Annotated in this window: 27 protein-coding genes and 1 tRNA gene; 13 read left to right on the forward strand and 15 right to left on the reverse strand. The window is 33.3% G+C overall.

The features are described from left to right. Nucleotides 1-17 precede the first annotated feature (17 nt). From GWR14_RS07725 to GWR14_RS07740, 4 genes are all read left to right on the forward strand, one after another. Nucleotides 18-719, forward strand: a complete 702-nt coding sequence (locus GWR14_RS07725; protein ID WP_163408448.1) for an SIMPL domain-containing protein — start codon at nucleotides 18-20, stop codon at nucleotides 717-719. Nucleotides 720-759: 40 nt separating this feature from the next. After that, the gene (locus GWR14_RS07730) at nucleotides 760-1,347 is read left to right on the forward strand and encodes an LURP-one-related/scramblase family protein (protein ID WP_163408449.1); all 588 of its coding nucleotides are present in this window, start codon (nucleotides 760-762) and stop codon (nucleotides 1,345-1,347) included. Between the two features lie 114 nt (nucleotides 1,348-1,461). Beyond that, complete coding sequence (locus GWR14_RS07735) at nucleotides 1,462-2,178, forward strand: 3-ketoacyl-ACP reductase (protein ID WP_163408450.1); 717 nt, start codon at nucleotides 1,462-1,464, stop codon at nucleotides 2,176-2,178. Nucleotides 2,179-2,280: 102 nt separating this feature from the next. Then, a complete protein-coding gene (locus tag GWR14_RS07740; RefSeq protein ID WP_163408451.1) occupies nucleotides 2,281-2,796 on the forward strand; it encodes a hypothetical protein in 516 nt (171 codons plus the stop codon). Nucleotides 2,797-2,870: 74 nt separating this feature from the next. Here the strand turns inward: GWR14_RS07740 and mtaB are convergent, their stop codons facing one another. Continuing rightward, a complete protein-coding gene (gene mtaB / locus GWR14_RS07745) occupies nucleotides 2,871-4,205 on the reverse strand; it encodes a tRNA (N(6)-L-threonylcarbamoyladenosine(37)-C(2))-methylthiotransferase MtaB (protein ID WP_163408452.1) in 1,335 nt (444 codons plus the stop codon). Nucleotides 4,206-4,692: 487 nt separating this feature from the next. On the opposite strand from mtaB, the gene GWR14_RS07750 reads away from it, so the two are divergent. After that, on the forward strand, nucleotides 4,693-5,217 hold the full coding sequence (locus GWR14_RS07750) for a hypothetical protein (protein WP_163408453.1): 525 nt from the start codon (nucleotides 4,693-4,695) through the stop codon (nucleotides 5,215-5,217). Nucleotides 5,218-5,315: 98 nt separating this feature from the next. Here the strand turns inward: GWR14_RS07750 and GWR14_RS07755 are convergent, their stop codons facing one another. From GWR14_RS07755 to hisS, 11 genes are all read right to left on the reverse strand, one after another. Next, the gene (locus GWR14_RS07755) at nucleotides 5,316-6,119 is read right to left on the reverse strand and encodes a Cof-type HAD-IIB family hydrolase (protein ID WP_163408454.1); all 804 of its coding nucleotides are present in this window, start codon (nucleotides 6,117-6,119) and stop codon (nucleotides 5,316-5,318) included. 72 nt (nucleotides 6,120-6,191) lie between these two features. Further along, nucleotides 6,192-6,410, reverse strand: a complete 219-nt coding sequence (locus GWR14_RS07760) for a putative signal transducing protein (protein WP_031456168.1) — start codon at nucleotides 6,408-6,410, stop codon at nucleotides 6,192-6,194. 30 nt (nucleotides 6,411-6,440) lie between these two features. Next, nucleotides 6,441-7,151 carry an alpha/beta hydrolase gene (locus tag GWR14_RS07765; protein WP_246236302.1) on the reverse strand — a complete coding sequence of 237 codons (711 nt, stop codon included), beginning with the start codon at nucleotides 7,149-7,151 and terminating at the stop codon, nucleotides 6,441-6,443. A gap of 170 nt (nucleotides 7,152-7,321) precedes the next feature. Beyond that, nucleotides 7,322-7,981 carry a DEAD/DEAH box helicase gene (locus GWR14_RS07770; RefSeq protein ID WP_163408456.1) on the reverse strand — a complete coding sequence of 220 codons (660 nt, stop codon included), beginning with the start codon at nucleotides 7,979-7,981 and terminating at the stop codon, nucleotides 7,322-7,324. Nucleotides 7,982-8,078: 97 nt separating this feature from the next. Further along, on the reverse strand, nucleotides 8,079-9,242 hold the full coding sequence (locus GWR14_RS07775) for a sigma-54-dependent transcriptional regulator (RefSeq protein WP_163408457.1): 1,164 nt from the start codon (nucleotides 9,240-9,242) through the stop codon (nucleotides 8,079-8,081). 110 nt (nucleotides 9,243-9,352) lie between these two features. Beyond that, nucleotides 9,353-10,669 carry an ABC transporter permease gene (locus GWR14_RS07780; protein ID WP_163408458.1) on the reverse strand — a complete coding sequence of 439 codons (1,317 nt, stop codon included), beginning with the start codon at nucleotides 10,667-10,669 and terminating at the stop codon, nucleotides 9,353-9,355. Nucleotides 10,670-10,762: 93 nt separating this feature from the next. Next, entirely contained in the window at nucleotides 10,763-11,692 is a 930-nt protein-coding gene (locus GWR14_RS07785) for an ABC transporter ATP-binding protein (RefSeq protein WP_163408459.1), read from the reverse strand. A gap of 160 nt (nucleotides 11,693-11,852) precedes the next feature. Continuing rightward, on the reverse strand, nucleotides 11,853-12,962 hold the full coding sequence (gene dnaJ / locus GWR14_RS07790; protein WP_163408460.1) for a molecular chaperone DnaJ: 1,110 nt from the start codon (nucleotides 12,960-12,962) through the stop codon (nucleotides 11,853-11,855). 71 nt (nucleotides 12,963-13,033) lie between these two features. Further along, a complete protein-coding gene (locus tag GWR14_RS07795; RefSeq protein WP_163408461.1) occupies nucleotides 13,034-13,612 on the reverse strand; it encodes a nucleotide exchange factor GrpE in 579 nt (192 codons plus the stop codon). Between the two features lie 338 nt (nucleotides 13,613-13,950). Beyond that, a tRNA-Trp gene (locus tag GWR14_RS07800) sits at nucleotides 13,951-14,021 on the reverse strand. Between the two features lie 249 nt (nucleotides 14,022-14,270). Then, the gene (hisS, locus tag GWR14_RS07805) at nucleotides 14,271-15,698 is read right to left on the reverse strand and encodes a histidine--tRNA ligase (RefSeq protein ID WP_163408462.1); all 1,428 of its coding nucleotides are present in this window, start codon (nucleotides 15,696-15,698) and stop codon (nucleotides 14,271-14,273) included. Nucleotides 15,699-15,909: 211 nt separating this feature from the next. Here hisS and GWR14_RS07810 point away from each other — a divergent pair, with 211 nt between their 5' ends. Further along, nucleotides 15,910-17,154, forward strand: a complete 1,245-nt coding sequence (locus tag GWR14_RS07810) for an ABC transporter permease (RefSeq protein WP_163408463.1) — start codon at nucleotides 15,910-15,912, stop codon at nucleotides 17,152-17,154. A gap of 88 nt (nucleotides 17,155-17,242) precedes the next feature. Here GWR14_RS07810 and prmC read toward each other — a convergent pair whose 3' ends face one another. Continuing rightward, nucleotides 17,243-18,097, reverse strand: a complete 855-nt coding sequence (prmC, locus tag GWR14_RS07815; protein WP_163408464.1) for a peptide chain release factor N(5)-glutamine methyltransferase — start codon at nucleotides 18,095-18,097, stop codon at nucleotides 17,243-17,245. Nucleotides 18,098-18,182: 85 nt separating this feature from the next. Further along, the gene (locus GWR14_RS07820) at nucleotides 18,183-18,668 is read right to left on the reverse strand and encodes a GNAT family N-acetyltransferase (RefSeq protein ID WP_163408465.1); all 486 of its coding nucleotides are present in this window, start codon (nucleotides 18,666-18,668) and stop codon (nucleotides 18,183-18,185) included. Between the two features lie 107 nt (nucleotides 18,669-18,775). On the opposite strand from GWR14_RS07820, the gene ribD reads away from it, so the two are divergent. The 3 genes from ribD to GWR14_RS07835 are packed head-to-tail and all read left to right on the forward strand — an operon-like array spanning nucleotide 18,776 to nucleotide 21,062. Further along, nucleotides 18,776-19,825: a bifunctional diaminohydroxyphosphoribosylaminopyrimidine deaminase/5-amino-6-(5-phosphoribosylamino)uracil reductase RibD gene (ribD, locus tag GWR14_RS07825; RefSeq protein WP_163408466.1), complete on the forward strand. Its 1,050-nt coding sequence runs from the start codon at nucleotides 18,776-18,778 to the stop codon at nucleotides 19,823-19,825. Next, nucleotides 19,818-20,420 (forward strand): HAD family hydrolase, encoded by a 603-nt coding sequence (locus tag GWR14_RS07830; protein WP_163408467.1) that lies wholly within the window; start codon nucleotides 19,818-19,820, stop codon nucleotides 20,418-20,420. The genes ribD and GWR14_RS07830 overlap by 8 nt, the downstream gene beginning before the upstream one ends. A gap of 9 nt (nucleotides 20,421-20,429) precedes the next feature. After that, nucleotides 20,430-21,062, forward strand: a complete 633-nt coding sequence (locus GWR14_RS07835; protein WP_163408468.1) for an IMPACT family protein — start codon at nucleotides 20,430-20,432, stop codon at nucleotides 21,060-21,062. A 31-nt stretch (nucleotides 21,063-21,093) separates the two neighbouring features. Here GWR14_RS07835 and GWR14_RS07840 read toward each other — a convergent pair whose 3' ends face one another. Beyond that, nucleotides 21,094-21,498, reverse strand: coding sequence for an acyl-CoA thioesterase (locus GWR14_RS07840; protein WP_163394513.1), 405 nt, complete (start codon nucleotides 21,496-21,498; stop codon nucleotides 21,094-21,096). A gap of 187 nt (nucleotides 21,499-21,685) precedes the next feature. Between GWR14_RS07840 and dnaA the strand changes: the two genes are divergently transcribed. The 4 genes from dnaA to GWR14_RS07860 all read left to right on the forward strand — a co-directional run bounded on the left by dnaA (nucleotide 21,686) and on the right by GWR14_RS07860 (nucleotide 24,847). Next, the gene (gene dnaA, locus GWR14_RS07845) at nucleotides 21,686-23,113 is read left to right on the forward strand and encodes a chromosomal replication initiator protein DnaA (RefSeq protein ID WP_163408469.1); all 1,428 of its coding nucleotides are present in this window, start codon (nucleotides 21,686-21,688) and stop codon (nucleotides 23,111-23,113) included. A gap of 9 nt (nucleotides 23,114-23,122) precedes the next feature. Next, complete coding sequence (locus GWR14_RS07850) at nucleotides 23,123-23,590, forward strand: low molecular weight protein-tyrosine-phosphatase (protein WP_163408470.1); 468 nt, start codon at nucleotides 23,123-23,125, stop codon at nucleotides 23,588-23,590. A 65-nt stretch (nucleotides 23,591-23,655) separates the two neighbouring features. Further along, nucleotides 23,656-24,369, forward strand: a complete 714-nt coding sequence (locus tag GWR14_RS07855; protein ID WP_163408471.1) for an SAM-dependent methyltransferase — start codon at nucleotides 23,656-23,658, stop codon at nucleotides 24,367-24,369. Between the two features lie 16 nt (nucleotides 24,370-24,385). Then, nucleotides 24,386-24,847: an energy transducer TonB gene (locus tag GWR14_RS07860; protein ID WP_163408472.1), complete on the forward strand. Its 462-nt coding sequence runs from the start codon at nucleotides 24,386-24,388 to the stop codon at nucleotides 24,845-24,847. Nucleotides 24,848-24,856: the final 9 nt, after the last annotated feature.

Raw genomic sequence — 24,856 nt, forward strand, 5'->3', positions numbered from 1 at the left:
TAAACTTAACTATTACAATGAAAAAACTTCTTTTCGCATTATTTGCACTGTTAACGATAAATTCCTTTTCCCAAACTAAAAATTCAATTGATAAGCCTTATATAGAGTCTTCAGGTAAGGCAGACACATTAGTCATTCCAAATAAAATCTGGATAAATGTTCTTTTAATGGAAAAAGATTTTAAAGGCAAAAAGTCTGTTGAAGACATTGAAAAAGAAATGATTCAGAAATTACAAGAGATTGGTGTAGATGTAAATAAAACTCTAAGTGTCAATGACATTTCAAGCAATTACAAGTTTTATCTTTTAAAACAAACTGATATTTTCAAATCCAAATCGTATTCTATTTTAGTCAAAAATGCTTCCGAAGCTTCAAAAGTCTTTATCGGTTTGGAAAAAATCGGAATCTCAAATGTTCGTATTGAAAAAATTGAAAATTCAGATGAAAAAAAGATAAAACTTCTGATTAATGGAAAAGCTATGTTGAACGCAAAAGAAACAGCAGAAAGTTTTACTAAACCTCTAAATCAAAAAGTTGGTAATGCTATACAGATCAGTAATTTTGAAGATTTTTCGAGTCAATTAGCAGGAAGTGTTTCTGGAATTGCAATTAGAGGCTCCAGAAGTTTTTATGCCGAAGAACCTTCTAATGAACCTAATATTGAATTCGAAAAAATAAAAATTTCAAGCTCAGTACAAGTTAGATTTCTCGTAGAATAATTTAAATTAGCTCTATATAAATCAACTATAAGCAAAATTCATGAATCCCATTTTAAGCCAAAATCTATTTTTAGTAAAAGAACATATCGGAATGTTTAAAGCCTCAAACAATTACGATATTTATGATCCAAAAAGCAATCAGATTATCATGAACTGCCGTGAGAACAATCTTGGCTTTTTTACAAAAATACTTCGTTTTACAGATTACAAAAGAGCAACGCCTTTCAATGTTGAAATTACGACGGCCAGCGGCGAAAAATTAATTTCAGTAAAACGTGGTATTGCAATCTTTCGATCTACTGTCGAAATATTTGATGAAAAAGACAGACTTATCGGAACCTTCAAACAAAAATTCTTTTCTATTGGAGGAAAATTTGAAATTTTAGACAAAAACGAAAAGCCTGTCGCAACCCTTCAGGGAAAATGGACCGGCTGGGATTTTAAATTTTCACATGAAAATAAACAGCTGGCTCAGGTAAGCAAAAAATGGGCAGGAATGGGCAAAGAGTTTTTTACCAGTGCCGATAATTATGTCCTGCAAATTGAAGAAACTGTTCCTGCCGATTCTCCGCTAAGACAATTAATCCTTGCTGCCGTAATGTGTATTGACATGGTTTTAAAAGAATAAAGTAAACGTTGTTAAACTTAGATTAAGAAAATTAAAAAGCATCTTTTTGGTAAGCAAAAACTGTATTTTTGTACTACTGAACCGATGCTTTTTGCATTTCTAAAAAATAAAAACATGACTGATTTAAAAAATAAAAACGCACTGATTACAGGAGCTGGAAAAGGAATTGGAAAAGCTATTGCGATTGCCCTTGCAAAAGAAGGCGTAAACGTAGTTTTGGTTTCGAGAACACAATTTGATGTTGATCAACTGGCTATTGAAATTGAAAATTATGGCGTCAAATCATTAGCATTAACAGCTGATGTGTCTGATATAAACTCCATAAATACTGCTGTTGAAAAAGCTTTGGACAAATTTAAAACCATAGATATATTAATCAACAACGCCGGAATTGCTTCTTTTGGTAAATTTCTTGAATTAGAACCTGCCGAATGGGAGAAAATTATTCAGGTAAACCTAATGGGAACGTATTACACAACACGCGCCGTTCTGCCTAATATGATTGAAAGACAAACCGGTGATATCATCAATATTTCATCTACAGCCGGATTAAACGGAAATGCGTTAACGAGTGCATACAGCGCCTCTAAATTTGCTGTTCTGGGATTAACCGATTCTTTAATGCAGGAACTCAGAAAACATAATATTCGTGTTACAGCCTTAACGCCAAGTACCGTAGCAACTGATATGGCAAAAGAGTTAAATTTAACCGACGGCAATCCTGAAAAAGTGATGCAGTCTGAAGATATTGCAGAATTGATTATTGCTCAGCTAAAACTTAATCGCAGAGTATTTATTAAAAACAGCAGTATCTGGTCAACAAATCCTTAATTTAAAATCTAAATTCCAATCGCAAAAATTCCAAATTCCAATTCTTTTGTTTAACTTAAATTGAAATTTGAAACTGATTTTTAGAATTTAAAAACGAACAAAATGGAACAATATTTAAGACAATTGGTTTCAATTGCATTTACAGATAAAAAAGAAATATTTACCGGATTTCTGATTGATTATTCCGATGACTGGATTTTACTTAAAAACAATCCAATTGATTTTATACTTGATGGTTTTGTGATTTTGAAAAACAAAAACATTGAAGCAATCGAAAGAGATGAAGAACTGGTATTCAACGAAAAAGTGATTCGCCTGAAAGGATTAAAAACAAACGCAGAAGATATTATCCTGATTAAGGATCTGAGTACAATTCTGAATTACATCAGTAATAAATATGGTATTTTTCAGATTGTAAAAAAATCCCCTAAATCGGTTTATTTAGGAAAACTTATTGAAGTAAACGAAGAAATTCTGACTATTGATTTTTTAGATATCAGAGGTTCTTTTGGTGGCGAACTGAGCTTTAATCCTGACAAAATACGAGTTATTGAATTTGATTCGGATTATATTAATTCGCTAAAGCTCGTTTCGGAAGAAAAAGAAAACAACAAATAAGATTTATAAACACAAAAAAGGCCTTATTATAAAGGCCTTTTTTGTGTTTATGCCGAAATGACAATATTTATGAATTAAGCTTCAGTTAATTTATTTAAAAATTCCAGACGAACACTTCCGTCTTCATCAATTTTGGTCAAATTAATTTCGTGTAAAGTATTAACCAATTCTGGATTCCACGGTGTTTTTACTTTTACGTAGTTTTCGGTGAAACCATGAATGTAGCCTTCCTTATTTTCACCTTCAAACAAAACAGTTCTGTTGGTTCCTAACTGACTTTCATAAAAAGCACGACGTTTTTTAACAGACAAACCTCTCAGCATCTTGCTACGTTTCGCTCTTACATTGGCAGGAACAACACCAGACATATCTGCCGCTTCCGTATTATCTCTTTCAGAATAGGTAAAAACATGCAAATACGAAATATCCATTTCATTTAAAAAATGATACGTTTCTAAAAAATGCTCATCTGTTTCTCCCGGAAAGCCAACAATAACATCAACACCAATACAGGCATGTGGCATTACTTCACGAATTTTGTTTACACGATCAGTATAAACTTCGCGTAAATAACGACGTTTCATTAATTTCAAGATATCATTACTTCCCGACTGTAGCGGAATATGGAAATGAGGGACAAAAGTTCGGCTTTTTGAAACGAATTCGATAGTTTCGTTTTTCAGTAAATTAGGCTCAATAGATGAAATTCGCAAACGTTCAATTCCTTCGACTTTATCTAAAGCCTGAACCAAATCCAGAAAAGTATGTTCGTGTTTTTTATTTCCGAACTCCCCTTTTCCGTAATCTCCAATATTTACTCCGGTCAGAACAATTTCTTTGATGTCCTGGGCAGAAATTTCTTTGGCATTTTTTAATACATTTTCTAAAGCATCACTTCTTGAAATTCCTCTGGCCAAAGGAATTGTACAGTAGGTACATTTATAATCACAGCCATCCTGAACTTTCAGAAAAGCACGTGTTCTGTCACCAATAGAATAACTGCCAACGTAAAAATCGGCTTCAGCAATTTCGCATGAGTGAACCTCACCCATGTCATTTTTGCTCAAATCATGAATGTAATCAGTGATTTTGAATTTTTCTGTGGCGCCCAAAACCAAATCAACGCCATCAACAGCTGCCAGTTCTTCTGGTTTTAATTGCGCATAACAGCCAACCGCTGCAACAAAAGCCTTATCATTAAGTTTCATTGCTTTTTTTACCACCTGCTTAAACTGCTTATCTGCATTTTCTGTTACAGAACAGGTATTGATAACATATATGTCTGCTACTTCTTCAAAATCTACTCTGTCAAAACCTTCATCATTAAAATTTCTGGCAATTGTAGAGGTCTCTGAAAAATTCAGTTTACAGCCAAGTGTATAAAAAGCAACTTTTTTTCTATTTTCCATAGGAATACACTACGTTTTCAGTAGTAAGATTATTATATTTACATCCTCATTTGAAGAGTTTGCAAATTTACACACAAATTTCTTTAAAAGAAAATCAATAATGCATTATAAATCAATTGCTTGACCTAAACAAACATTTATTTTGCCATAAAAAACAATTGCCGAAAATTATAGCAAGACAAAACTTATCGAATTTCTCAAGTTTAAATTAAGTTTAAAAGAAATTCAAAAATGAAGGAAAACATCGACAAAAAGTAAATAAATCCGACCAAATACATAAAATTAACTTTAAATTTAATTTTTTCTTACATTTTTCTTTGTTAACAATAATATTAAAACTAAATTCACGCATCGAAATTTGATTAAAAAAAATTAAATCTGAACCACACTATTATTTGGTTAATAGCGTTAAAATTTCAACTCACTAACACAATGGGAAAGCCGAAAACCAAATTAGAGTAGGCGTTTTTTAAAAACTTAAAACTATATGAAAGCATTTTTCCCCACAATCTGCTTAATGTTCTTAACAATTTTTAATGTACAGGCTCAGACAAATACCTCAGCTGCTACTCCAAATCCGTTTCCAACAATCAGCACACTTACAACGTGGGCCAGTTTTAATTCTCAACAAAAGTTTGATATTGCCATTCGTGCTGTCGGATTTAAATTTGAAGTAAAAGAACCTGGAGATGGATCTACTGCTTACACATACATTAGAAAAGTCGTTGTTAACGAAGTTAATTTCACAGACAGAATTGTGTACAGAATTACGAATACCAATTCGGCAAGTATTATTTCACTAGTTACTGCTTCTACTGATTTGGTAAGTTTATATACTCCACAATTATCAACTTTTAAAAACAACAATTGCAAAACTGAAATGTCTAAAGACAAAAACACAACCTGCAGCTGTTACGAAAGCGAAAATTTTGCAATCGATCTTTGCGATGAGCGTGTAAAATTAACTATGGGTGACGGAAATAAATATTTCGTTTCTGTAGCTAAAAAATAATATTTCTAAAAAAGATTAAATATCATAAAAATTAAAATCCCAATTTTAAAGACATTTTTAAAATTGGGATTTTTTTATTGGATTATTATTCTAAAAAATTAATTCAAAATATAACGCTGTACCACCTCAGCAACACCATCATCATTATTTGAAGCTACAATTAAATCAGCTTTGTCACGCAATTCTGGTGTTACGTTATCAACCCAGACTCCTAATCCGGCGTATTCAATCATTGTTAAGTCGTTTCCTGCGTTTCCAACAGCAATAATTTCACTTTGATGAATTCCTAACTTACCTGCCAAAAATTTCAAACTAGCCGCTTTATCAATTCCCTGTTGAGCAGCCTCAAGGAAAAAAGGTTTAGACATTGAAACACTTAAATGTGGCATAGCATCAATTAAATCTTGTTCTAACGTTTTTAAATAAGCGGGATCTTGCAGCAAAATACACTTAACTGCAGGTCGGTCTACATAATCTTTAAAACTCAAAACTTTCTGATGTGCCATTCCGGTAATTTCTTTTTCGACTTCAATAAATTCTGAATCCGTTTCGCTAATGATTTGATCATCCAAATACGTGATAATATGTGCGTCCTTCTTTACACTATAATCGTATAACGCATGAATTTGTTCTACAGTTAACTTTTGCTCAAACAAAACCAAATCGTCTTTTACCCGACTTATTATTGCTCCGTTAAACGAAATCATATACGAATCGTTTATATCCAACTCCAGTTCTTTCGCATACGCAGTCATAGCAGACGTTGGGCGTCCTGAAGCTAAAACAACGTAAACACCTTTTGACTGAGCTTCAAGAAGCACTTTTTTATTTAAATCTGAAATTCTGTGATCGTCTGTCAACAAGGTGTCATCCATGTCGAGCACTAACATTTTGTATTGCATTATTTTTTTAGTTCATTAGTTGTTAGTCCTTAGTTTTTCAAGTTGAATAGATTACTAAGATTGAAAACTTTTTTAAATACTCATTCTAAACTTTTCAATTACCGGATTTGCCTTTGCAAAATCTGTTTCCTGAATGAAAATTTCAACAGCCAGATCTGTCCCGCCAAAACCTCCTAAACGCGCTGACTGAATATTATCTTTTTTTACGGTTTCTACACCTGCTTCTTCTAATCTTTCCTGCAAAGCAATTGCTAATACTTCACTTCCTGAAAACGCCTTCATTAATCCCATGACATTTATTTTTATTATTATTTTACTTTATTATTCTAAAATTATTTTTAATTGTTCCTGAAAATCTTCATTTTCATTTACACCGATATGTTCTTGATTTTTCAGCGGATAAAAACAGACATTTGATTTCAACAACTTTTTTAATCGGATTGAATTATCGATTGGAATCAACTGATCGTCAATTCCATGAAAAATATAAATAGGGCTTTTTACTTTTGGAAGATGTAGATTTGTTTCTAAACTAAACTTCTTCATAAAGTCAGGAAAAAAAGGCACTCTCGAACTGGACAATTCCAGAAAATTGTAATAGGGAGCCTGAAGAATCAAAGCTTTCGGATTATTTTCTAAAGCCAATTTAGCCGCAAAACCAGAACCAATTGAATATCCTGCAATAATGATTTTATTCTGAGAATATTTCTCAGTCACTTTCTTATATACGATAGAAATATCTTTACTTAATTGGTCTTCATTTTCGATTTCACCATCACTTTTACCAAAACTTCTGTAATCTAAAATAAAAATATCATAACCTAATGAAGTATATATTTTTGCAATTTTCCCCCATGTTTCGAGTGTTCCGGCATTTCCGTGAAGGTAAAAAACAAGACCTTTTGATTTCTCTGCTTTAAACAATAATCCATTCAAAATAGCTCCGTCAAAAGAAGCAATATTTACTTCTTCAAATTTCTGCTGATAATCAAATTTATAATCTTTGGGTAGTTTTGAATTATGAAAAACCATTCCAACCTGATTAAAATATACATAGGAAATAATTAAAACATATATAACTAAGAAAAAGCACAAAAGTACTATCCCTAAAAATTTAAATGTTTTTAAAATCTCCATATGATATAAAAAATCCCGATTTTCAATTGGTTAAAACTGAAAACGGGATTGGTTTCACTTTTTATTTATTCTTCTTCAATATCGTCTTCATCTTCATCTAGCTCTTCTCCATCTTCATCCATATCAAACAAATATGGCTCTATCATGATTTTGTCTGCCAAAATTTCAATACGTTCTGTCAGAGTTTCAGAAAATATAATTCGTTGCACTTTGGCAATACTATTAGAAATACGTGTAATTTTTGGATCATGACGTAATTTCAAAATTGGATCAGCATCATCCAAAATAAACATTTTGAGACGATTTACATTGTAACCCGCTGTACTGAACATATCGTTTAATTTGGTTGGTGTTCCAATTAAAACATCGATTCCGGTAGAAACATAGTTTTTGTCATAATCCATATCTCCTTTATCGTGAACACCGTAAACTTCAAGATTGGTATATTTTCCGTATTTTTCGAAAAGCTCTTCCATTGCCAGAACCTTTTCTTTGTCTTCAACAACAATCAAAGCGCGAGGAGATTCTTCATTTTTACCAGCCAATTGCTGAATAACATTCAATACAATTGTCGTCGTTTTTCCACTTCCTTTTGGTGAAATAATCACACAGTCGGCTCCACTTTTTATAGTCGAAAAAGTTTCCATCTGCAAAGCATTGGCTTCTGTCAGACCATTTTCAATCAACCCGTCTTGTAATCTTTCGTTTATTTTTTTTAGCTTCATTCTTAGTGATTAAAAGATTGAAAAATTGAAAAATTGAAAAATTACAGCTCAGGCCAAAATCCTTAAATCTTTAAATTTTTAAATCATTAAATTAATTTTATTTGCTCGCAAACATTTTTACGTCTGTTTCCGAAATTTCATTCCCACCTAAAATAATTAGTCTTTCAACCACATTTCGAAGTTCACGAATATTTCCTGTCCAATCGTATTCTTGCAATAACTTTATGGCTTGCGCCGAAAATGACTTAGCCGTATTTCCTTGTTCTGAAGCTATTTTTTCTGTAAAATGCAAAATCAAAGCAGGAATATCATCACGTCTTTCATTCAATGGTGGAACCTTTATTAAAATTACGGCCAGACGATGGTATAAATCTTCACGAAAACGACCTTCTGCAATTTCTGTTTTTAAATCTTTATTTGTCGCTGCAACAACACGAACATCAACTTTAATATCTTTATCCGCACCAACTCTCGTAATCATACTTTCCTGCAAAGCACGTAAAACTTTGGCTTGCGCCGAAAGACTCATATCCCCAATTTCATCCAGAAAAATAGTTCCTTTATCTGCAGCTTCGAACTTTCCGGCACGGTCTTTCACAGCCGATGTAAAAGCACCTTTTACGTGTCCGAACAATTCGCTTTCAATCAATTCGCTTGGAATCGCAGCACAGTTTACCTCGATTAACGGAAAACCAGCACGCTCGCTTTTTTCATGCAATTGATGCGCTACTAATTCTTTTCCAGTCCCGTTTGGACCTGTAATTAAAACCCTCGCTTCTGTTGGAGCAACTTTATCAATCATTATTTTTATATGATTAATTGATTCGCTATCACCAATCATTTCGTAGTTTTTGCTGACTTTTTTCTTCAGGATTTTATTTTCAACTACTAATTGTTTTTTGTCCAAAGCATTTCGAACGGTATTTAATAAACGATTCAAATCTGGTGGTTTTGAGATATAATCAAAAGCTCCTAAACGCATGGTCTGAATTGCCGTTTCCATATCACCGTGACCCGAAATCATCACCATCGGAATTTCTGGTTTTATCTTTTTTACTTCTTCTAAAACCTCAACACCATCCATTTTTGGCATTTTGATATCACACAAAACCAAATCATAGTCGTTGTTTTTTATTTTTTCAAGTCCCGCAACTCCGTCTTCCGCTTCATCAACCTGATACGAATCATTTTCTTCTGATAATATTTTTACCAAAACTCTTCTGATCGCTGCTTCGTCTTCGATAATTAGTATTTTACTCATATTTTTTAAGGTTCTGAGATTCTAAGTTACTAAGGTTCTCAGGTTTTTCGAAAAGAAGCTAAAAAAAATCTTAGCATCTCAGTAACTTAGTACCTTAGCAACTTCAAAAATTAATATTTAAGCCATTTATACAATTCTTTCCAGGTTGGTTTTTTGCCGTACATCAAAATACCCACTCGGTAAATTTTGGCAGCGAACCATACAACAAAGAAAAAGGTTGTAAACAATAATGATACCGAAATTGCAATTTGCCACCAAGGCACACCAAAAGGAATACGCATTAACATGACAATTGGCGAGGTTAACGGAATCATTGAAAAGATAACCGCAACACTTCCATGAGGGTCGTTTACTACTGTAAAGAATCCAATGTAAACACTCAAAATTAGAGGCATTAAAATTGGAAGTAAAAATTGCTGAGAGTCTGTTTGATTATCAACTGCTGCCCCAATGGCCGCATAAAAAGAACTATACAAGAAATAACCACCAATAAAATAAATTATAAAACCGATTAAAATACTGGCAATCGGCAGATTCCATGCTTCATTAAGTCCAATTTGCATCATTTCAGAAAAATTATGCCCTACTGACTGCATCAAAACAGGCGGGATTCTGGAAGCAGACCCTACATTTACTCCAAAGAATGCAGAAGCTGCAAACATTAATCCTAACCCAATTATTGCCCAAATCACAAACTGTAAAATTCCTGCGAGCGAAGTCCCAACAATTTTACCAATCATTAACTGAAATGGTTTTACTGATGAAATAATAATCTCGATAATTCTATTTGTTTTTTCTTCGATTACACTTCTCATTACCATATTTCCATAAATGATAATAAACATCATAATCAAATAGCCAAATGCACCTCCAATTGCAATTTTTATCTCATTTAAACCTTTCAGACTTTCTTCTCCGGAAGCTTTAACTAAATGAATATTCACATCTGACTGCGCTTTCTGGATTGCTAAAGTATCTAATCTTGCTTCTTCAAGATTTAGCTTTGTAATTTTTGAAGCAATTAAATCCTGAGTGTTTTCAACAAAAGAAATACTCGGGCTGTTATTCGAAATAAACTCGATTTTACTTTCTAAATCTTTTATGTTTTTCGTTTTCGGAATAACAATTAATCCGCTGAAATTTTCTTTTGTAATGCTGTCTTTTAAAGCTTTTACATCAATTTCAGATAAATTCAGATATTTAAATTCGGCGTCTTTTTTATTTTCTTTTAAAAAATCAGAGGCAAAAAGTCCGGTTTCGTCATGAATCACAATTCTTTTCGTTTCTGCTTTCATCGAACTCAAATAGCCAATAAAAACAGCTATAGCCACAAACAAAAGCGGGCTCAAAAAAGTCATGACAACAAAAGATTTATTGCGGACTTTGGCAATAAATTCTCTTTTTATAATTAATGAAATAATACTCATTTATTTAGATTATTAGATTTTTGGACTGACTTAGATTTTCAGACATTCGATTCTTAGCTTTAGTCTAATAATCGAATATCTAAGATGTCTAAGTTAGTTCGAGGAACCAGTTACCGTTTTAATAAAAATATCATGCACGCTTGGAATTTTCTCTACGAAATGGGTTACTTGTCCGCGTTGTGTCAGAACATGCAATAACTCGTTTGGCGAAGCATTTCCAATCTGGATATTTAACTTTAAATCATCATTTAGCGATTTAAAGCTGGCTGGAGAAACGGTAAACTTCTGAGTAATATCGTACATTAATCCTTCAACATTGTTAGTTAAAATTCCAACTTCAAAACTATTGGTTTTAAACTGACGCTTAACATCACTTACTTTTCCTTCTATCAGTTTATTTGATTTATGAATTAAAGCAATATGTTCACACATTTCTTCAACGCTTTCCATTCTGTGAGTTGAAAAAATAATCGTTGAACCATGTTCTTTTAAAGCTAAAATCTCGTCTTTAATTACATTTGCATTTACAGGATCAAATCCAGAAAAGGGTTCATCTAAAATCAGTAATTTTGGTTTATGCAAAACACAAACGACAAACTGTATTTTCTGTGCCATTCCTTTAGAAAGTTCCTGAATTTTTTTGTTCCACCAGCCCTGAATTCCTAATCTGTCAAACCAATAATCTAATTGTTTTTTGGCTTCAGCTTTAGAAAGACCTTTCATCTGAGCCAGATACAAACATTGCTCCCCTACTTTCATCGAACTGTACAGTCCTCTTTCTTCCGGAAGATAACCAATTGCCTGTACATGCTTTGGCTGCAATTTTTGACCATCCAAAATTACTTCGCCGCTGTCAGGCATCGTAATTTGGTTTATAATTCTGATAAGGGAGGTTTTTCCGGCTCCATTCGGACCTAAAAGTCCATATATACTGCCTTTAGGCACATTTAATGAAACTTCGTTAAGCGCTACATAATCGCCATATTGTTTTACGACTTTATGTACTTCGAGTAAGTTGCTCATGCTATTTTTTAGATTTTCTGCGTCACTTTACCAATTCTGGCGTAAGCGACTGTAAAAGTAAATAATTCGAAACGAAAATGTGTACTATTACGCAAAAAACCCATTCTGATTTACATTAGAATGGGTTTTGAATTTATTTAAACCTTTTAAAAAAGTAAGATTATGAGAACATATCTTTTACTTTTTCAAAGAATGATTTCTCTGATTTTTCCGGACTTGGAACAAAATGTTCGTCATTTAAAGCATTTTCAAAGAACTGTTTTTGTTCTTTGTTCAATGTTTTTGGAGTCCATACATTTACGTGAACCAATAAGTCTCCGCTTCCGTAACCGTTGATACTTGGGATTCCTTTTCCTTTTAATCTTAAGATTTTTCCTGACTGGATTCCTTCTTCTAACTTGATACGTACTTTTCCGTTGATGGCTTCAATATCTTTTGACGCTCCGAGAACTGCTTCAGGGAAACTGATATATAAATCATAATGAATGTTTTCACCTTCACGTTTAAGGAATTCATGCTCAATTTCTTCAATAACGACAATTAAATCACCTGGAATACTGTTTCCTGGGGCATCATTACCTTTGTTAGAAACTTTCAGCTGCATTCCGTCAACAACTCCTGCAGGAATTTTGATTGATACAGTTTCATCTTCCACAACCATTCCCTGTGCATCTGCTTCAGAAGGTTTTTTATCTAAAATCTGACCAGAACCGCCACAAGAAGGACAAGTCGATGCAGACTGCATTCTTCCTAAAATAGTATTGGTTACACGCATTACCTGTCCCTGACCGTTACAAGTCGTACAAGTTTTATATGTTACGCCTTTTGCCTGAACTTTACGTTTTACTTTTACTTTTTTCTCAACTCCATTTGCAATCTCTTCTAAATTAAGTTTAACTTTAATTCGAAGATTGCTTCCTTTCGCACGACGAGGACCTCCGCCTCCGCCTCCGAAACCACCAAATCCGCCACCAAAAATATCACCAAACTGGCTGAAAATATCATCCATGTTCATACCTCCGTGACCACCGCCAAATCCTCCGGAACCATCAAATGCCTGATGACCGTACTGATCGTATTTAGCTTTTTTCTGCGGATCACTTAAAACTTCATAAGCTTCAGCTGCCAGTTTGAAGTTTTCTTCTGCCTCTTTGTCGCCTGGATTTTTATCAGGATGGTATTTTAAAGCACTTTTTCTGTATGCTTTTTTAATTTCGGCAGCATCAGCATTTTTTGAAATGCCCAGTATTTCGTAAAAATCTTTTTTCATAAGTTAGATTAAGTTCCAAATCTTAAAAATTCCAAAATCCAAAAAATGCACTTGAAATTCTTATTGCATTTTTAGTTTCCAACAACAACTTTAGGGAAACGAATAATTTTGTCTCCTAATTTGTATCCTTTTTCAATAACATCAACAACTTTTCCTTTTAAATCGTCAGATGGAGCCGGGATTTGAGTAATAGCTTCTGCAACATCAGCATTAAAAGCATCTCCGGCCTGAATTTCAACCTGTTCTAAACCTTTACCTACCAAGGTATTTTTAAACTTTTCGTGAATTAATTCAACACCCTTTTTCAAATTCTCATCATCAGATTTGTTGATCTCTACAGCTGCTCTGTCAAAATCATCTAAAACCGGAAGCATCGCCAATAAAACTTCCTGATTGGCAGTTTTAAATAAGTCCAGACGCTCTTTTGAAGTTCTTTTTTTGTAATTTTCAAATTCGGCAAATAATCTCAAAAACTTATCTTTTTCTTTAGCTAAGTCCTGAGCTAACTGCTCTTCAACACTTAATTCTTCAACAATTAACTGCTCTCCATTAGCGTTAGTCTCTATCGTTGCATCATCTAATTCCTGATCGAATTCTGTATTTTCCGTAGTCATATTACTTTTATTTTTAAAAATATTTTTAAACTTCATTTTTTATTTCTTTGTGTTGGATTGCAAAAGTACTGCCAAATATTACAAAATGTCAAATTGTCACTTTATTAATTATACACATTTAAAAAACTAAAAATCAGCGCGATAAAATTTAGTATAATTTTAAGACTATTACGATATCGTTTATAGTATATTTGAAGTCAAAATCTAAAAACATATTATTTACCACCAAAATTGAATTTAAGGGTTGGCTTCGGCCTCTAAATAATTATTAATTCAAGTTTACCTTATATTAAAAAAAGCTTCGCCTTATAGAAAGACGAAGCTTTTTTTTATGTTTTACCTTTTATCTACAAAAGCTTTTCAACTTTTTATTGCACGGGCGGAGGGATTCGAACCCCCATCAACGGTTTTGGAGACCGCTATTCTACCCTTGAACTACGCCCGTAACTTAAGGCCGCAAATTAAAAGTTTTTTTTCTTCTCTGGCAACTATTTTAAAAAGAGATTTCAAAAGAAATCCCTTTAAATCTAACAGATAAAAAGCAAAAACCTATTTATCAAACAATTAACCCCGTAAAGTTTATTTTCAATATTTTCCACAGATTTAAAAAAAAGATTTAGGCAGATTTCTTAAACATTAAAAATCAAATTAAATCTGCTTTAATCTGCAGAATCTGCATGAATTAAAAATCTAATTATACCTGTAAAGCATTTTTCAATCCTTCAAAATCTACAGAAACCTGCTCTCCTGTCACTAAGTTTTTAAGCGTATAAGAATTTGAAGCTATTTCCTGATCACCAACCAACACAGCAAACGGAATCAGTCGTTTATCAGCATATTGAAATTGTTTACCAACTTTTACACTATCAGGATATAACTCTACTTTTATGTTTTCTTTTCTCAATTTCTGAATTGCCTGCGAAGCGTATAAAGCTTCTTTATTTCCGAAATTCAAAAACAATGCTTTAGAAGTCGCTGCAACTGTTTCAGGAAATAATTGCAGTTCTTCTAAAACCAGATAAATCCTATCCAATCCAAAAGATATTCCAACACCACTCATATTTTTTAATCCAAAAATACCAGTCAAATCGTCGTATCTTCCGCCACCTCCAATAGAACCCATCGCAACTGTTTTTGGAGCTGCAACTTCAAAAATTGCTCCTGTATAATAATTTAGACCACGAGCCAAAGTCACATCTAAATCTAAAATCGCAGTAGAAAGTCCTAATTCAGCAACATTGTCGCAAATAAATTTCAGTTCTTCAACACCTTTCATTCCTTCTTCAGAAGATGACAATAATTCTGAAAGCTGTGCTATTTTGTCTGCAAAAGTTCCTGAGAAACTAAAAAGCGGCTGTACTTTTACCAACGCTTCCTCAGAAATTCCTTTTTCTATCATTTCTTTTTTAACACCGTCTTCACCGATTTTATCCAATTTATCAAGAGCAACTGTAAAATCGATTAATTTATCTGAAGCGCCAATTACCTCGGCAATTCCAGATAATATTTTTCTGTTGTTGATTTTGATTGTCACACCTTCTAATCCAAGAGATGTAAAAACAGTATCGTATAACTGTACCAATTCAACTTCCTGCCAAAGTGATTTTGAACCTACGACATCGGCGTCACATTGGAAAAACTCTCTAAAACGCCCTTTTTGCGGGTTATCTGCTCTCCAAACTGGCTGAATCTGATATCTTTTGAAAGGAAATTCAATTTCACTTTGGTGCTGTACCACATATCTTGCAAACGGAACCGTCAAATCGTAACGCAACGCTTTTTCAGAAATTTTTCCTGTAAATTTATTTAATTCAATTCTTTGCTCTAAACTAATTTTCTCAGCAGAATTTAATTGTAATTCTTCAATTGACTCCGGCAATTCAATTTTACTTTTATTGTAGAAAAAATTACCCGAGTTTAATATTTTAAAAATCAGACGATCTCCTTCTTCCCCATATTTCCCCATTAAGGTATCTGAATTTTCAAACGAAGGCGTTTCGATTGGCTGAAAACCAAATTTTTCGAAATTAGCTTTTATGGTCTGAATAATATATTGACGTTTTGACACCTCGGCAGGTGAAAAATCTCTGGTTCCCTTTGGAATACTTGGTTTTGAAGCCATTCTTTTTAGATTATTAGATTTTAGATCTTTAGACTTTTAGACTTCGCTTTCTGAAACCTAACATTTAAAAATCTATTTTGAATTATATTTATTTAGAATTTTAGATTTCTCTTAATTCTAATCGACTGCAAATATCTTACTTTTTAAAATAAATAATACGGCTTTAAAAACAAACTTGTAACAAAAACCGTATTTTCGTGACAAATTGGTCATGATGCTAAAATTATTTAAAGAAAATATCCGTATTGCATTTGGTTCCATCAAAACGCAAATTCTGCGAACCATTCTTACTGTATTAATTATTGCTATCGGAATTACCGCTTTGGTTGGAATTTTAACCGTAGTAACAGCACTTGAAAATACAGTTTCTACCAATTTTGCTTCAATGGGTGCTAACACTTTCAATATTAATCAATACGAAAATACCGTTCGAAACCGTGGCGGAAATGAACGCGAAATAATAAACCCAATTATTTCGTATCCAGAGGCAGTTGCATTCAAAAACAAATACAAATATCCTTTTACAGAAACATCTCTTTCATTTACCGCAACTTCAAAAGCCGAAGTCAAATATTTAGACCAAAAAACAGATCCGGAAATCACTATTGTTGGCGTTGATGAACATTTTATAGGCAACTCCGGTCTGGAAATCAATTTTGGCCGAAGCTTTAATCAGTTTGATATTGACAATAATACTTATTCCTGTGTTGTAGGTTCTGATTTTGAAAAAGGTTTATTGAAAGACGTCAATCCAATTGATAAAATTATTTCAATCAGAGGTGCCCGTTTTAAGGTAATTGGTGTTTTAAAAGAAAAAGGTTCTACTTTCGGAAACAGTCAGGATTTGCGGGTTTTAATTCCGATTCAGGTAGCTCGATCCTTGTTTACTGCTCCAAACATCAATTATACGATGAGTGTGATGGTTTCAAAAAAAGAACTTTTAGACGAGGCCGTTGACAATGCGATAAGTACCATGCGAAGAGTCCGAAAACTGAGTCCTGTTCGTGACAATAATTTTGGCGTTGGCCGAAGTGACGATTTAATCAATAGAATCTTAGGAATTACTCAGTATTTAGACTGGGCTTCAGCCATTATCAGTGTCATAACTATTTTGGGATCATCTATTGCTTTGATGAACATTATGATTGTATCTGTTACAGAACGTACACGTGAAATTGGCGTTAGAAAAGCCTTAGGAGCCAAAAGATCTACCGTAGCATTTCAATTTTTTATTGAAACTTTACTGATTGGTCAAATTGGAGGTTTGATTGGTATCATGTTAGGAATGCTGATCGGTTTTGGAATAGCCACTGCAATGAGTTTTGCTTTTGTTATACCTTGGTTTGCCATACTAATTGCCTTCGGAACCAGTTTTGCAGTTGCCATTGTTTCCGGTTTATATCCCGCAATTAAAGCTTCAAAATTAGATCCGATCGAAGCATTGCGTTATGAGTAGATCTACAGAATTTCAGATTTTGTCTTAAATGAACAATAGATTTCTATGAATGAGACAAACTGTGCGTAAATACTTTTGCATAATCACACTAAATTTCCCCCTTTATCATTCGATCATTATCATAAATATCTTTTCGAAGATGGATATTTTTAAAATTCATTTTTTCCAGTAAATCAACCATTTCTTTCCCTAGATACTGATTAATTTCAAAATACAGCTGCCCTTTTTCTAATAGACTTTTCTGAGCTAGACCTGCAATTTTCCTGTAAAAAACCAGAGCATCATTATCATCCACAAAAAGAGCCAAATGTGGTTCGTAATCCAGCACATTCTTTTTGATTTCTTCTTTTTCTAAATTGCGTACATAAGGCGGATTCGAAACAATAATATCATATTCATATTTCAGAAGCTCCAGTTCTAAAACATTTTTATACATAAAAGTTACCCTGACATTATTGTTTATAGCATTTCTTTTTGCGGTTTCAATTGCTTTTTTCGAAACATCCATAGCAAAAACATCAGCGTTAGGCAGATTTTTGGCAAGCGAAACTGCTATGCAGCCACTTCCTGTTCCTATATCCAGAATTTTCAGCTTTTTAGTTTTATCGAGAATCTTATTTTCTTTAATAATCCACTCGACTAACTCTTCCGTTTCAGGTCTCGGAATCAAAACGTTTTCGTTTACTTCAAAATCCAGACCGTAAAAACTTGTTTTTCCTAACAAATACTGAATCGGGACTTCTTTTTTTAATTCTCTCACCAAAGAATCCCAAACCTCAAAATCATCTTCTGTAAATGACAATTCGTGATTTAAAGCTAAATCTATCTGACGCAATTGATGCTTATTTTCTAAAATTAAATAAAAAAAACTCTCGGCCTCATACGCATCATAAAAAGGCGAAAGCTCTTGAATAAACTGAGTTCTGTATTGTTTGATTTTCATTTTGTATTTGGGGCGTTTTTCAGCTAATCAATAGCTTTTTCTACAAATTAAGTATTACAAACTTAAATTTGTTACAATCTAAATTTTACAATTTTTTCAGCATCCAGACTGGACAGGACGTATGTCCGGTACATCCTAACGGGGCATCTAAATATTCGAAACCAGATTTTTTATATAATTTTTGAGCGGCATGCATAAATGGCATCGTTTCGATATAACATTTTTCAAAACCAAAATTTCTGGCTTGCTGCAAACATTTTTCCATCATTTTATTACCAATTCCCAAACCTCTTGTTTCTGGCAAAAAATACATTTTCTGCAATTCACAAATCTTCGGGTCGCCATTTTCTAAAGGTGCAATTCCGCAACAACCTACTATTTTACCTTCTTTCTCCACCACAAAATAAACCGACTTTGGCTTGTTATATTCTTCAAACATCAAATCTAAATACGGATCTTCATAAGCAGTTCCTTTTTTCGGAATCTCCATTTCATCAAAAACCGACCTTATTAATTGAGCAACTGACTGATTGTCTTCTTTTTTAATTTCTCTTATAATCCAATCTTCCATTTTCTGTAATCATTCTGTCTTTACAAAAATAAACATACTTTTCTGATTCTTTCACAACTCCCCTGTTAACATTCGACTGAAAACCCAAAAATGACTACTTTTGTACTGTGAATATACATGAAAAATACATAAAACGCTGTATTGAACTGGCCCAAAACGGTCTCGGAACTACATATCCAAATCCTATGGTAGGAAGCGTCATTGTTTACGAAGGCAAAATTATAGGCGAAGGCTGGCACAAAAAAGCCGGAGAACCTCATGCCGAAGTCAATGCAGTACGGTCTGTAAAAGACAAATCATTATTAAAAAAAGCTACTATTTATGTAAGTTTAGAACCTTGCAGTCATTTTGGAAAAACCCCTCCCTGCTCTGATTTAATTATTGCAAACGAAATTCTGAATGTCGTTGTGGGCACTGTAGATCCAAACGAAAAAGTAGCCGGAAACGGAATCAAAAAACTAATTGCTGCCGGAGCAAATGTTACAACAGGCATTTTAGAAAAAGAATGCAACGAGCTCAACAAACGCTTTTTTACTTTTCATCAAAAAAAGAGACCTTATATCATCTTAAAATGGGCAGAAACTCTGGACGGTTTTCTGGCTCCTGAAAAACAAACAGGTCAGGAACGTCAGCCGGTTTGGATTACCAACCATTATTCCAGACAATTGGTTCATAAATGGAGAAGCAAAGAACAGGCAATTTTAGTCGGAACCCAAACCGTAATTGATGATAATCCGAAATTAAATATCAGGGACTGGTCAGGGAACAATCCTGTGAGAGTAATTTTAGATCAAAATAACCGGATTCCAAAAGACAGCTTTATTTTTGATAACAGCATCAAAACTATAGTTTTTACTAAATCCGAAACAAACCTTTCAGCAGAAAACACTACCTTTGAAGTAATCAATTTTAATCAAAACATAATACCGCAAATTTTGGCTGTTTTATATCAAAATCAGATTCAGTCCATTATTATTGAAGGCGGTTCACAAACTTTACAAACTTTTATTGACCAGGACATTTGGGATGAGGCCCGGATTTTTACAGGAAAAACCTCTTTTAAAAACGGAATAAAAGCCCCGGTTATTCAAAAGAAAAACGCGACCAAAACTTACATTCAGAACGACGAATTAACATACGTTAGAAATCATGATTGATACTATAATTTTTGACTTTGGCGATATATTTATCAATTTAGACAAACAAGCCACTATTTCAGGATTACAAAAATTAGGCATGACAGAATGGAATGCCGAATTTGACCGACTGAACCTTTTATTTGAAACCGGCGATATTTCGCATGAAGATTTCATAGGCGGTTTTCAAAAACAGCTGCCAAACGCATCAACAGAAGAAATTCTGGAAGCCTGGAATGCTATTTTGGCCGATTTCCCTTTATACAGATTAGAATTCCTGCAAATGCTTTCTAAAAAATACCGTCTGTTTTTATTAAGCAATACCGATTCCATTCATATTGAAACTTTCGAAAACAAAAGCGGCGTTTCATTTTACAGCGATTTTTACCAGTGTTTTGAAAAAGTTTACTTTTCATTTGAAATTGGAATGCGAAAACCGAATGCGAATGCTTTTCAGTACTTAATCAACAAACATGAACTGTCTCCTAAACGTACTTTGTTTGTAGATGATAAAAAAGAAAACACAGATTCAGCAGCCTCTTTAGGATTCCATGTCTGGAATTTACAAGTTGGTCAGGAAGATGTTGTTGATTTATTTGAGAAAAAAATACTTTAGATTTTCACTTTGGAATATAACGACACGTATCAGACTATTGCTTTTGAATCTGAAGAAGTATTATTTAAGGAAAAGGGCAGCAAGTTCTTTGGCTATGCTTTTCCAATAGAAACAGAAGATGAAGTAAAACCCATTATTGAAAACTTAAAGAAACTGCATCCGCATGCCGTTCATTATTGTTATGCCTATCAAATTGGCACTGCACCAAAAATATCTTATCGGGCAAATGATGACGGAGAACCAAGTAATACAGCCGGAGCGCCAATTTATGGCCAGATACAATCTTTTGGCTTAACAAATATTTTAATTGTTGTCGTACGAATTTTTGGTGGAGTAAAATTAGGCGTTGGCGGATTAATCGCTGCGTATCGGACAACGGCTCAAATGACCTTGGAAGTTTGTGAAGTTGTCGAAAAAACAATTGATGTCCATTTTTTAATCTCCTTTGATTACAAAAACATGAATAAAGTAATGCGGGTAATTAAAGAAAAGAAACTGGATGTTACTTCTCAGGAAATGGAAATTAATGAAAATTCCGGTCTTCCGATTGGCAAAATTACTACCAAAACGCGAAAAAAAAATGCCGAATCAGTATTCGACATTTTTGATTTAATGTTTGAAATCGATATTAAAATTATCTAAATTAACATAAAAAGGTATCTCATTTTAACAATTATTCAAGCGTTTTAAACAATTCTAAAATATAATCAGGAGGAGCTGTCGGGCGACCCGTTTTTAACGAAATAAATACTAAAATAAACACCGCAGTTGTTAATAACTCATTTGCCTCATTATAAATTTCGCAGTCAAATTCAATCTTGACAGACGACTGACTTTTGAACGTTGTATGAATCGTTAAAAGCTCATCATAACGCGCAGATTTTTTATAATTTATTTGCATCGAAACAATCGGAAGTCCAATTCCGCTTTCTTCCATACTTTTATACGAAATCCCTTTATTTCTAAGCCATTCCACACGTCCTATCTCAAAATATGGCACATAATTTCCGTGATAAACGACTCCCATTTGATCAGTTTCTGAGTAACGAACACGCACTTGGGTTTGATGATTTTTCATTATTTAAAGATTATTTTTTTTTAAAATTTCAAAGTCTCCTTACAACATTATTTTATAAAATTAAGAAGCAAAATATTTTTTTTTACAGAATTTTGTTCACATATTTGTTATCCCGAAATACGGAATAAAATTGCTCCATTTTTATTAGGAGAATCTTTATCAATAATATAAAAATTTATTTGAATCTATGACTAAAACTGCTCAATCGGTATGGGAAAACTGTTTGTCCTTTATAAAAGACAATATTCAAGACCAGGCATACAAAACTTGGTTTGAGCCAATCAAATCAGTTGAGCTAACCGATAACGCATTATACATTCAGGTTCCAAGTAAATTTTTCTACGAATGGCTCGAAGAACATTACGTAAAATTATTGAAAGTTGCGCTTACCAAAGAACTGGGAAAAAACGCAAAGTTACTCTATAAAATCAAAATGGAAAACACTTATGGCAACAAACAGCCGTTTACCGAACAGCTGCCAAGTGCCAACAGAGTACCAATGAAACCGCAAGAGGTTGATGCTCCGTTTAAAAACCTAAATCCTGAACTTAAAAATCCGTTTGTAATTCCTGGGATTAGAAATTTAAAAATCGAATCGCAGTTAAATCCTAATTATAGTTTCGACAATTTCCTTGAAGGGGATTCTAACCGTCTGGCCCGTTCTGCAGGTATGGCAGTCGCCAACAAACCGGGAGGAACTTCATTTAACCCCTTATTGATTTTTGGAGGAGTTGGTTTAGGAAAAACACACTTAGCGCATGCTATTGGTGTTGAAGTAAAAGACAAATATCCTGAAAAAACAGTTTTATATATTTCTGCCGAAATTTTCACACAACAATATATTGATTCTGTAAAAAAGAACAATCGTAATGATTTCATTCATTTTTATCAATTAATCGATGTTCTCATTATTGATGATGTTCAGTTTTTATCAGGAAAATCAGGAACTCAGGACGTATTTTTCCATATTTTCAATTATTTGCACCAAAACGGAAAACAGGTAATTTTAACTTCGGATAAAGCTCCAGTTGACATGCAGGATATCGAGCAGCGTTTATTATCCCGTTTCAAATGGGGATTGTCTGCAGAACTGCACCAACCGGATTATGAGACCCGTATTTCTATTTTAAAAAACATTTTGTATCGAGATGGTGTTAATATGCCGGAAGACATTATTGAATATGTTGCCCGAAACATCAAAACAAACGTCAGAGAACTTGAGGGAGCTATTATTTCATTAATCGCTCAATCGTCTTTCAACAAAAAAGAAGTAACAATTGATCTGGCTAAAAGTGTTGTAGAGAAATTTGTTAAAAATGTAAAGAGAGAAATCTCTATCGATTATATTCAAAAAATCGTGTCTGATTATTTTCAGTTGGATATTGAAACACTTCAATCAAAAACAAGAAAAAGACATGTAGTTCAGGCGAGACAATTGGCCATGTTTTTTGCAAAGAAATTCACAAAGGCTTCTTTAGCAAACATTGGTTCCCAAATTGGAGACCGCGATCACGCTACTGTTTTACATGCGTGTAAAACTGTTGACAACTTAGTTTCTACAGACAAACAATTCAAAAAATTTGTCGAAGACATCAACAAAAAATTAACGCTATAAACGCGCATCATGCCAGTAAAAATTTTAATGGTTTGTTTGGGAAATATTTGCAGATCACCTTTAGCCGAAGGTATTTTAGCATCCAAATTGCCAAAAGAAAATTTTATAGTTGATTCAGCAGGAACAGGCTCCTGGCATGTAGGTCATTCACCTGACAAAAGATCTATTGCTGTTGCTCAAAAAAACGGCTTATGTATCGATCAACAAAAAGGAAGACAATTCAAGACTTCTGATTTTGATGAATTTGATTACATTTATGTCATGGATAATTCGAATTTTCGTGATATCATTCACCTTGCCAAAACTCCAGAACACAAAAGCAAAGTAAATCTTATTCTAAATGAATTATTTCCGAATGAAAATGTCGACGTCCCAGATCCATACTACGGAGCTGTTAACGGATTTGACAATGTCTATCAGATGTTAGACGAAGTTTCCGAAATAATTGCCCAAAAACTTATCAAAAAACATTCTTAATTTACTTTTTCAATTACTTGATGATCAATAATTGAAAAAGTATTTCATTTTATAATCTATAACATATGAAACTTCCGGGAAAATTATATTTAATTCCAACTACTATGGGCGAAAGTGACCCAATGGATGTTTTACCGCAAACTGTAAAAAGAAGTATTGAACTTATAGATTATTATATTGTTGAAAACGAAAAAACAGCCCGAAAATCCATAAAAGCAGTTTTACCGGAGAAAAAACAGTCGGAACTAGTTCTTTTTACACTTAACAAACGAACTGAAACAAGCGAACATTTAGAATTCATAAAACCTTTATTGGAAGGAAAAAATATGGGTTTAATGAGCGAAGCCGGTTGTCCGGGCGTTGCAGACCCGGGTGCAGTTATTGTAAAACTGGCGCATGAAAAAGGAATTCAGGTTGTGCCTTTGGTTGGTCCTTCTTCTATCCTATTAGCGATGATGGCATCTGGAATGAACGGACAGAGTTTTACTTTCAACGGTTATCTGCCAATTGACAAAGACGAAAAAAAATCAGCTTTAAGACATTTTGAAAAATTATCTCAAGATAAAAACCAATCACAGATTTTTATTGAAACTCCTTACAGAAACAATAAACTGGCAGAAGATCTTTTGCAGATTTTAAATCCTTCAACACATCTTTGTATTGCAACTGATATTACTTTGCCGACAGAATTTATCAAAACAATGAAAGTTTCAGATTGGAAGAAGCTGAAAATTGATATTGATAAACGTCCTACTATTTTTATTATTCATAAAATGTAATTTAAATCTCGTTATCATGAAAAAATTTTTAATTCTATTTTTAACTTTTTTTTTACAAAACATCTTTGCTCAAACTCCAACGAAAAGCGAAATTATCACATTGGATGAACCAATTAATAAACCTTACCCAGAAGGCGACGTTCCTAATAATGATTACAATGTTTATAATACTGCCGGAATAGATATTAAACCAGATTTCCCGGGAGGAATGATTGAATTTAATAAATTTGTTGAAAAGAATTTTAAAATTCCTGCAAGTAATCCAGAATTAAAAGGAAAAGTTTATGTCACTTTTGTCATAGAAAAAGATGGTTCTTTAAGCGAGATTAGAATATTGAGAGATATTGGCTTCGAAACAGGAAGGGAAGCAATTCGTGTTTTAAAAATGTCTCCGAAATGGAGTCCTGGAAAACAAAATAATAAAACCGTTAGAGTTCTTTTTTCTGCCCCTATGTATGTAAATAGTTCTCCAAAATAATTACTCTCA

It is taken from the genome of Flavobacterium ajazii (assembly GCF_010614725.1).
In the GTDB taxonomy this organism is placed as follows: domain Bacteria; phylum Bacteroidota; class Bacteroidia; order Flavobacteriales; family Flavobacteriaceae; genus Flavobacterium; species Flavobacterium ajazii.

Excerpts from the sequence above, each read along its gene's own strand:
- dnaA (WP_163408469.1), top strand. The coding sequence starts at position 21,686 with ATGACTAAAACTGCTCAATCGGTATGGGAAAACTGTTTGTCCTTTATA.
- GWR14_RS07770 (WP_163408456.1), bottom strand. The coding sequence starts at position 7,981 with ATGAAGCTAAAAAAAATAAACGAAAGATTACAAGACGGGTTGATTGAA.
- GWR14_RS07850 (WP_163408470.1), top strand. The coding sequence starts at position 23,123 with ATGCCAGTAAAAATTTTAATGGTTTGTTTGGGAAATATTTGCAGATCA.
- GWR14_RS07775 (WP_163408457.1), bottom strand. The coding sequence starts at position 9,242 with ATGAGTAAAATACTAATTATCGAAGACGAAGCAGCGATCAGAAGAGTT.
- GWR14_RS07760 (WP_031456168.1), bottom strand. The coding sequence starts at position 6,410 with ATGGGATTAATGAAGGCGTTTTCAGGAAGTGAAGTATTAGCAATTGCT.
- GWR14_RS07840 (WP_163394513.1), bottom strand. The coding sequence starts at position 21,498 with ATGAAAAATCATCAAACCCAAGTGCGTGTTCGTTACTCAGAAACTGAT.
- prmC (WP_163408464.1), bottom strand. The coding sequence starts at position 18,097 with ATGAAAATCAAACAATACAGAACTCAGTTTATTCAAGAGCTTTCGCCT.
- GWR14_RS07780 (WP_163408458.1), bottom strand. The coding sequence starts at position 10,669 with ATGAGTATTATTTCATTAATTATAAAAAGAGAATTTATTGCCAAAGTC.
- GWR14_RS07725 (WP_163408448.1), top strand. The coding sequence starts at position 18 with ATGAAAAAACTTCTTTTCGCATTATTTGCACTGTTAACGATAAATTCC.
- GWR14_RS07795 (WP_163408461.1), bottom strand. The coding sequence starts at position 13,612 with ATGAAGTTTAAAAATATTTTTAAAAATAAAAGTAATATGACTACGGAA.
- GWR14_RS07740 (WP_163408451.1), top strand. The coding sequence starts at position 2,281 with ATGGAACAATATTTAAGACAATTGGTTTCAATTGCATTTACAGATAAA.
- GWR14_RS07855 (WP_163408471.1), top strand. The coding sequence starts at position 23,656 with ATGAAACTTCCGGGAAAATTATATTTAATTCCAACTACTATGGGCGAA.
- dnaJ (WP_163408460.1), bottom strand. The coding sequence starts at position 12,962 with ATGAAAAAAGATTTTTACGAAATACTGGGCATTTCAAAAAATGCTGAT.
- GWR14_RS07730 (WP_163408449.1), top strand. The coding sequence starts at position 760 with ATGAATCCCATTTTAAGCCAAAATCTATTTTTAGTAAAAGAACATATC.
- mtaB (WP_163408452.1), bottom strand. The coding sequence starts at position 4,205 with ATGGAAAATAGAAAAAAAGTTGCTTTTTATACACTTGGCTGTAAACTG.
- GWR14_RS07860 (WP_163408472.1), top strand. The coding sequence starts at position 24,386 with ATGAAAAAATTTTTAATTCTATTTTTAACTTTTTTTTTACAAAACATC.
- GWR14_RS07735 (WP_163408450.1), top strand. The coding sequence starts at position 1,462 with ATGACTGATTTAAAAAATAAAAACGCACTGATTACAGGAGCTGGAAAA.
- GWR14_RS07765 (WP_246236302.1), bottom strand. The coding sequence starts at position 7,151 with ATGGTTTTTCATAATTCAAAACTACCCAAAGATTATAAATTTGATTAT.
- hisS (WP_163408462.1), bottom strand. The coding sequence starts at position 15,698 with ATGGCTTCAAAACCAAGTATTCCAAAGGGAACCAGAGATTTTTCACCT.
- GWR14_RS07750 (WP_163408453.1), top strand. The coding sequence starts at position 4,693 with ATGAAAGCATTTTTCCCCACAATCTGCTTAATGTTCTTAACAATTTTT.
- GWR14_RS07820 (WP_163408465.1), bottom strand. The coding sequence starts at position 18,668 with ATGGAAGATTGGATTATAAGAGAAATTAAAAAAGAAGACAATCAGTCA.
- GWR14_RS07830 (WP_163408467.1), top strand. The coding sequence starts at position 19,818 with ATGATTGATACTATAATTTTTGACTTTGGCGATATATTTATCAATTTA.
- GWR14_RS07785 (WP_163408459.1), bottom strand. The coding sequence starts at position 11,692 with ATGAGCAACTTACTCGAAGTACATAAAGTCGTAAAACAATATGGCGAT.
- GWR14_RS07810 (WP_163408463.1), top strand. The coding sequence starts at position 15,910 with ATGATGCTAAAATTATTTAAAGAAAATATCCGTATTGCATTTGGTTCC.
- GWR14_RS07755 (WP_163408454.1), bottom strand. The coding sequence starts at position 6,119 with ATGCAATACAAAATGTTAGTGCTCGACATGGATGACACCTTGTTGACA.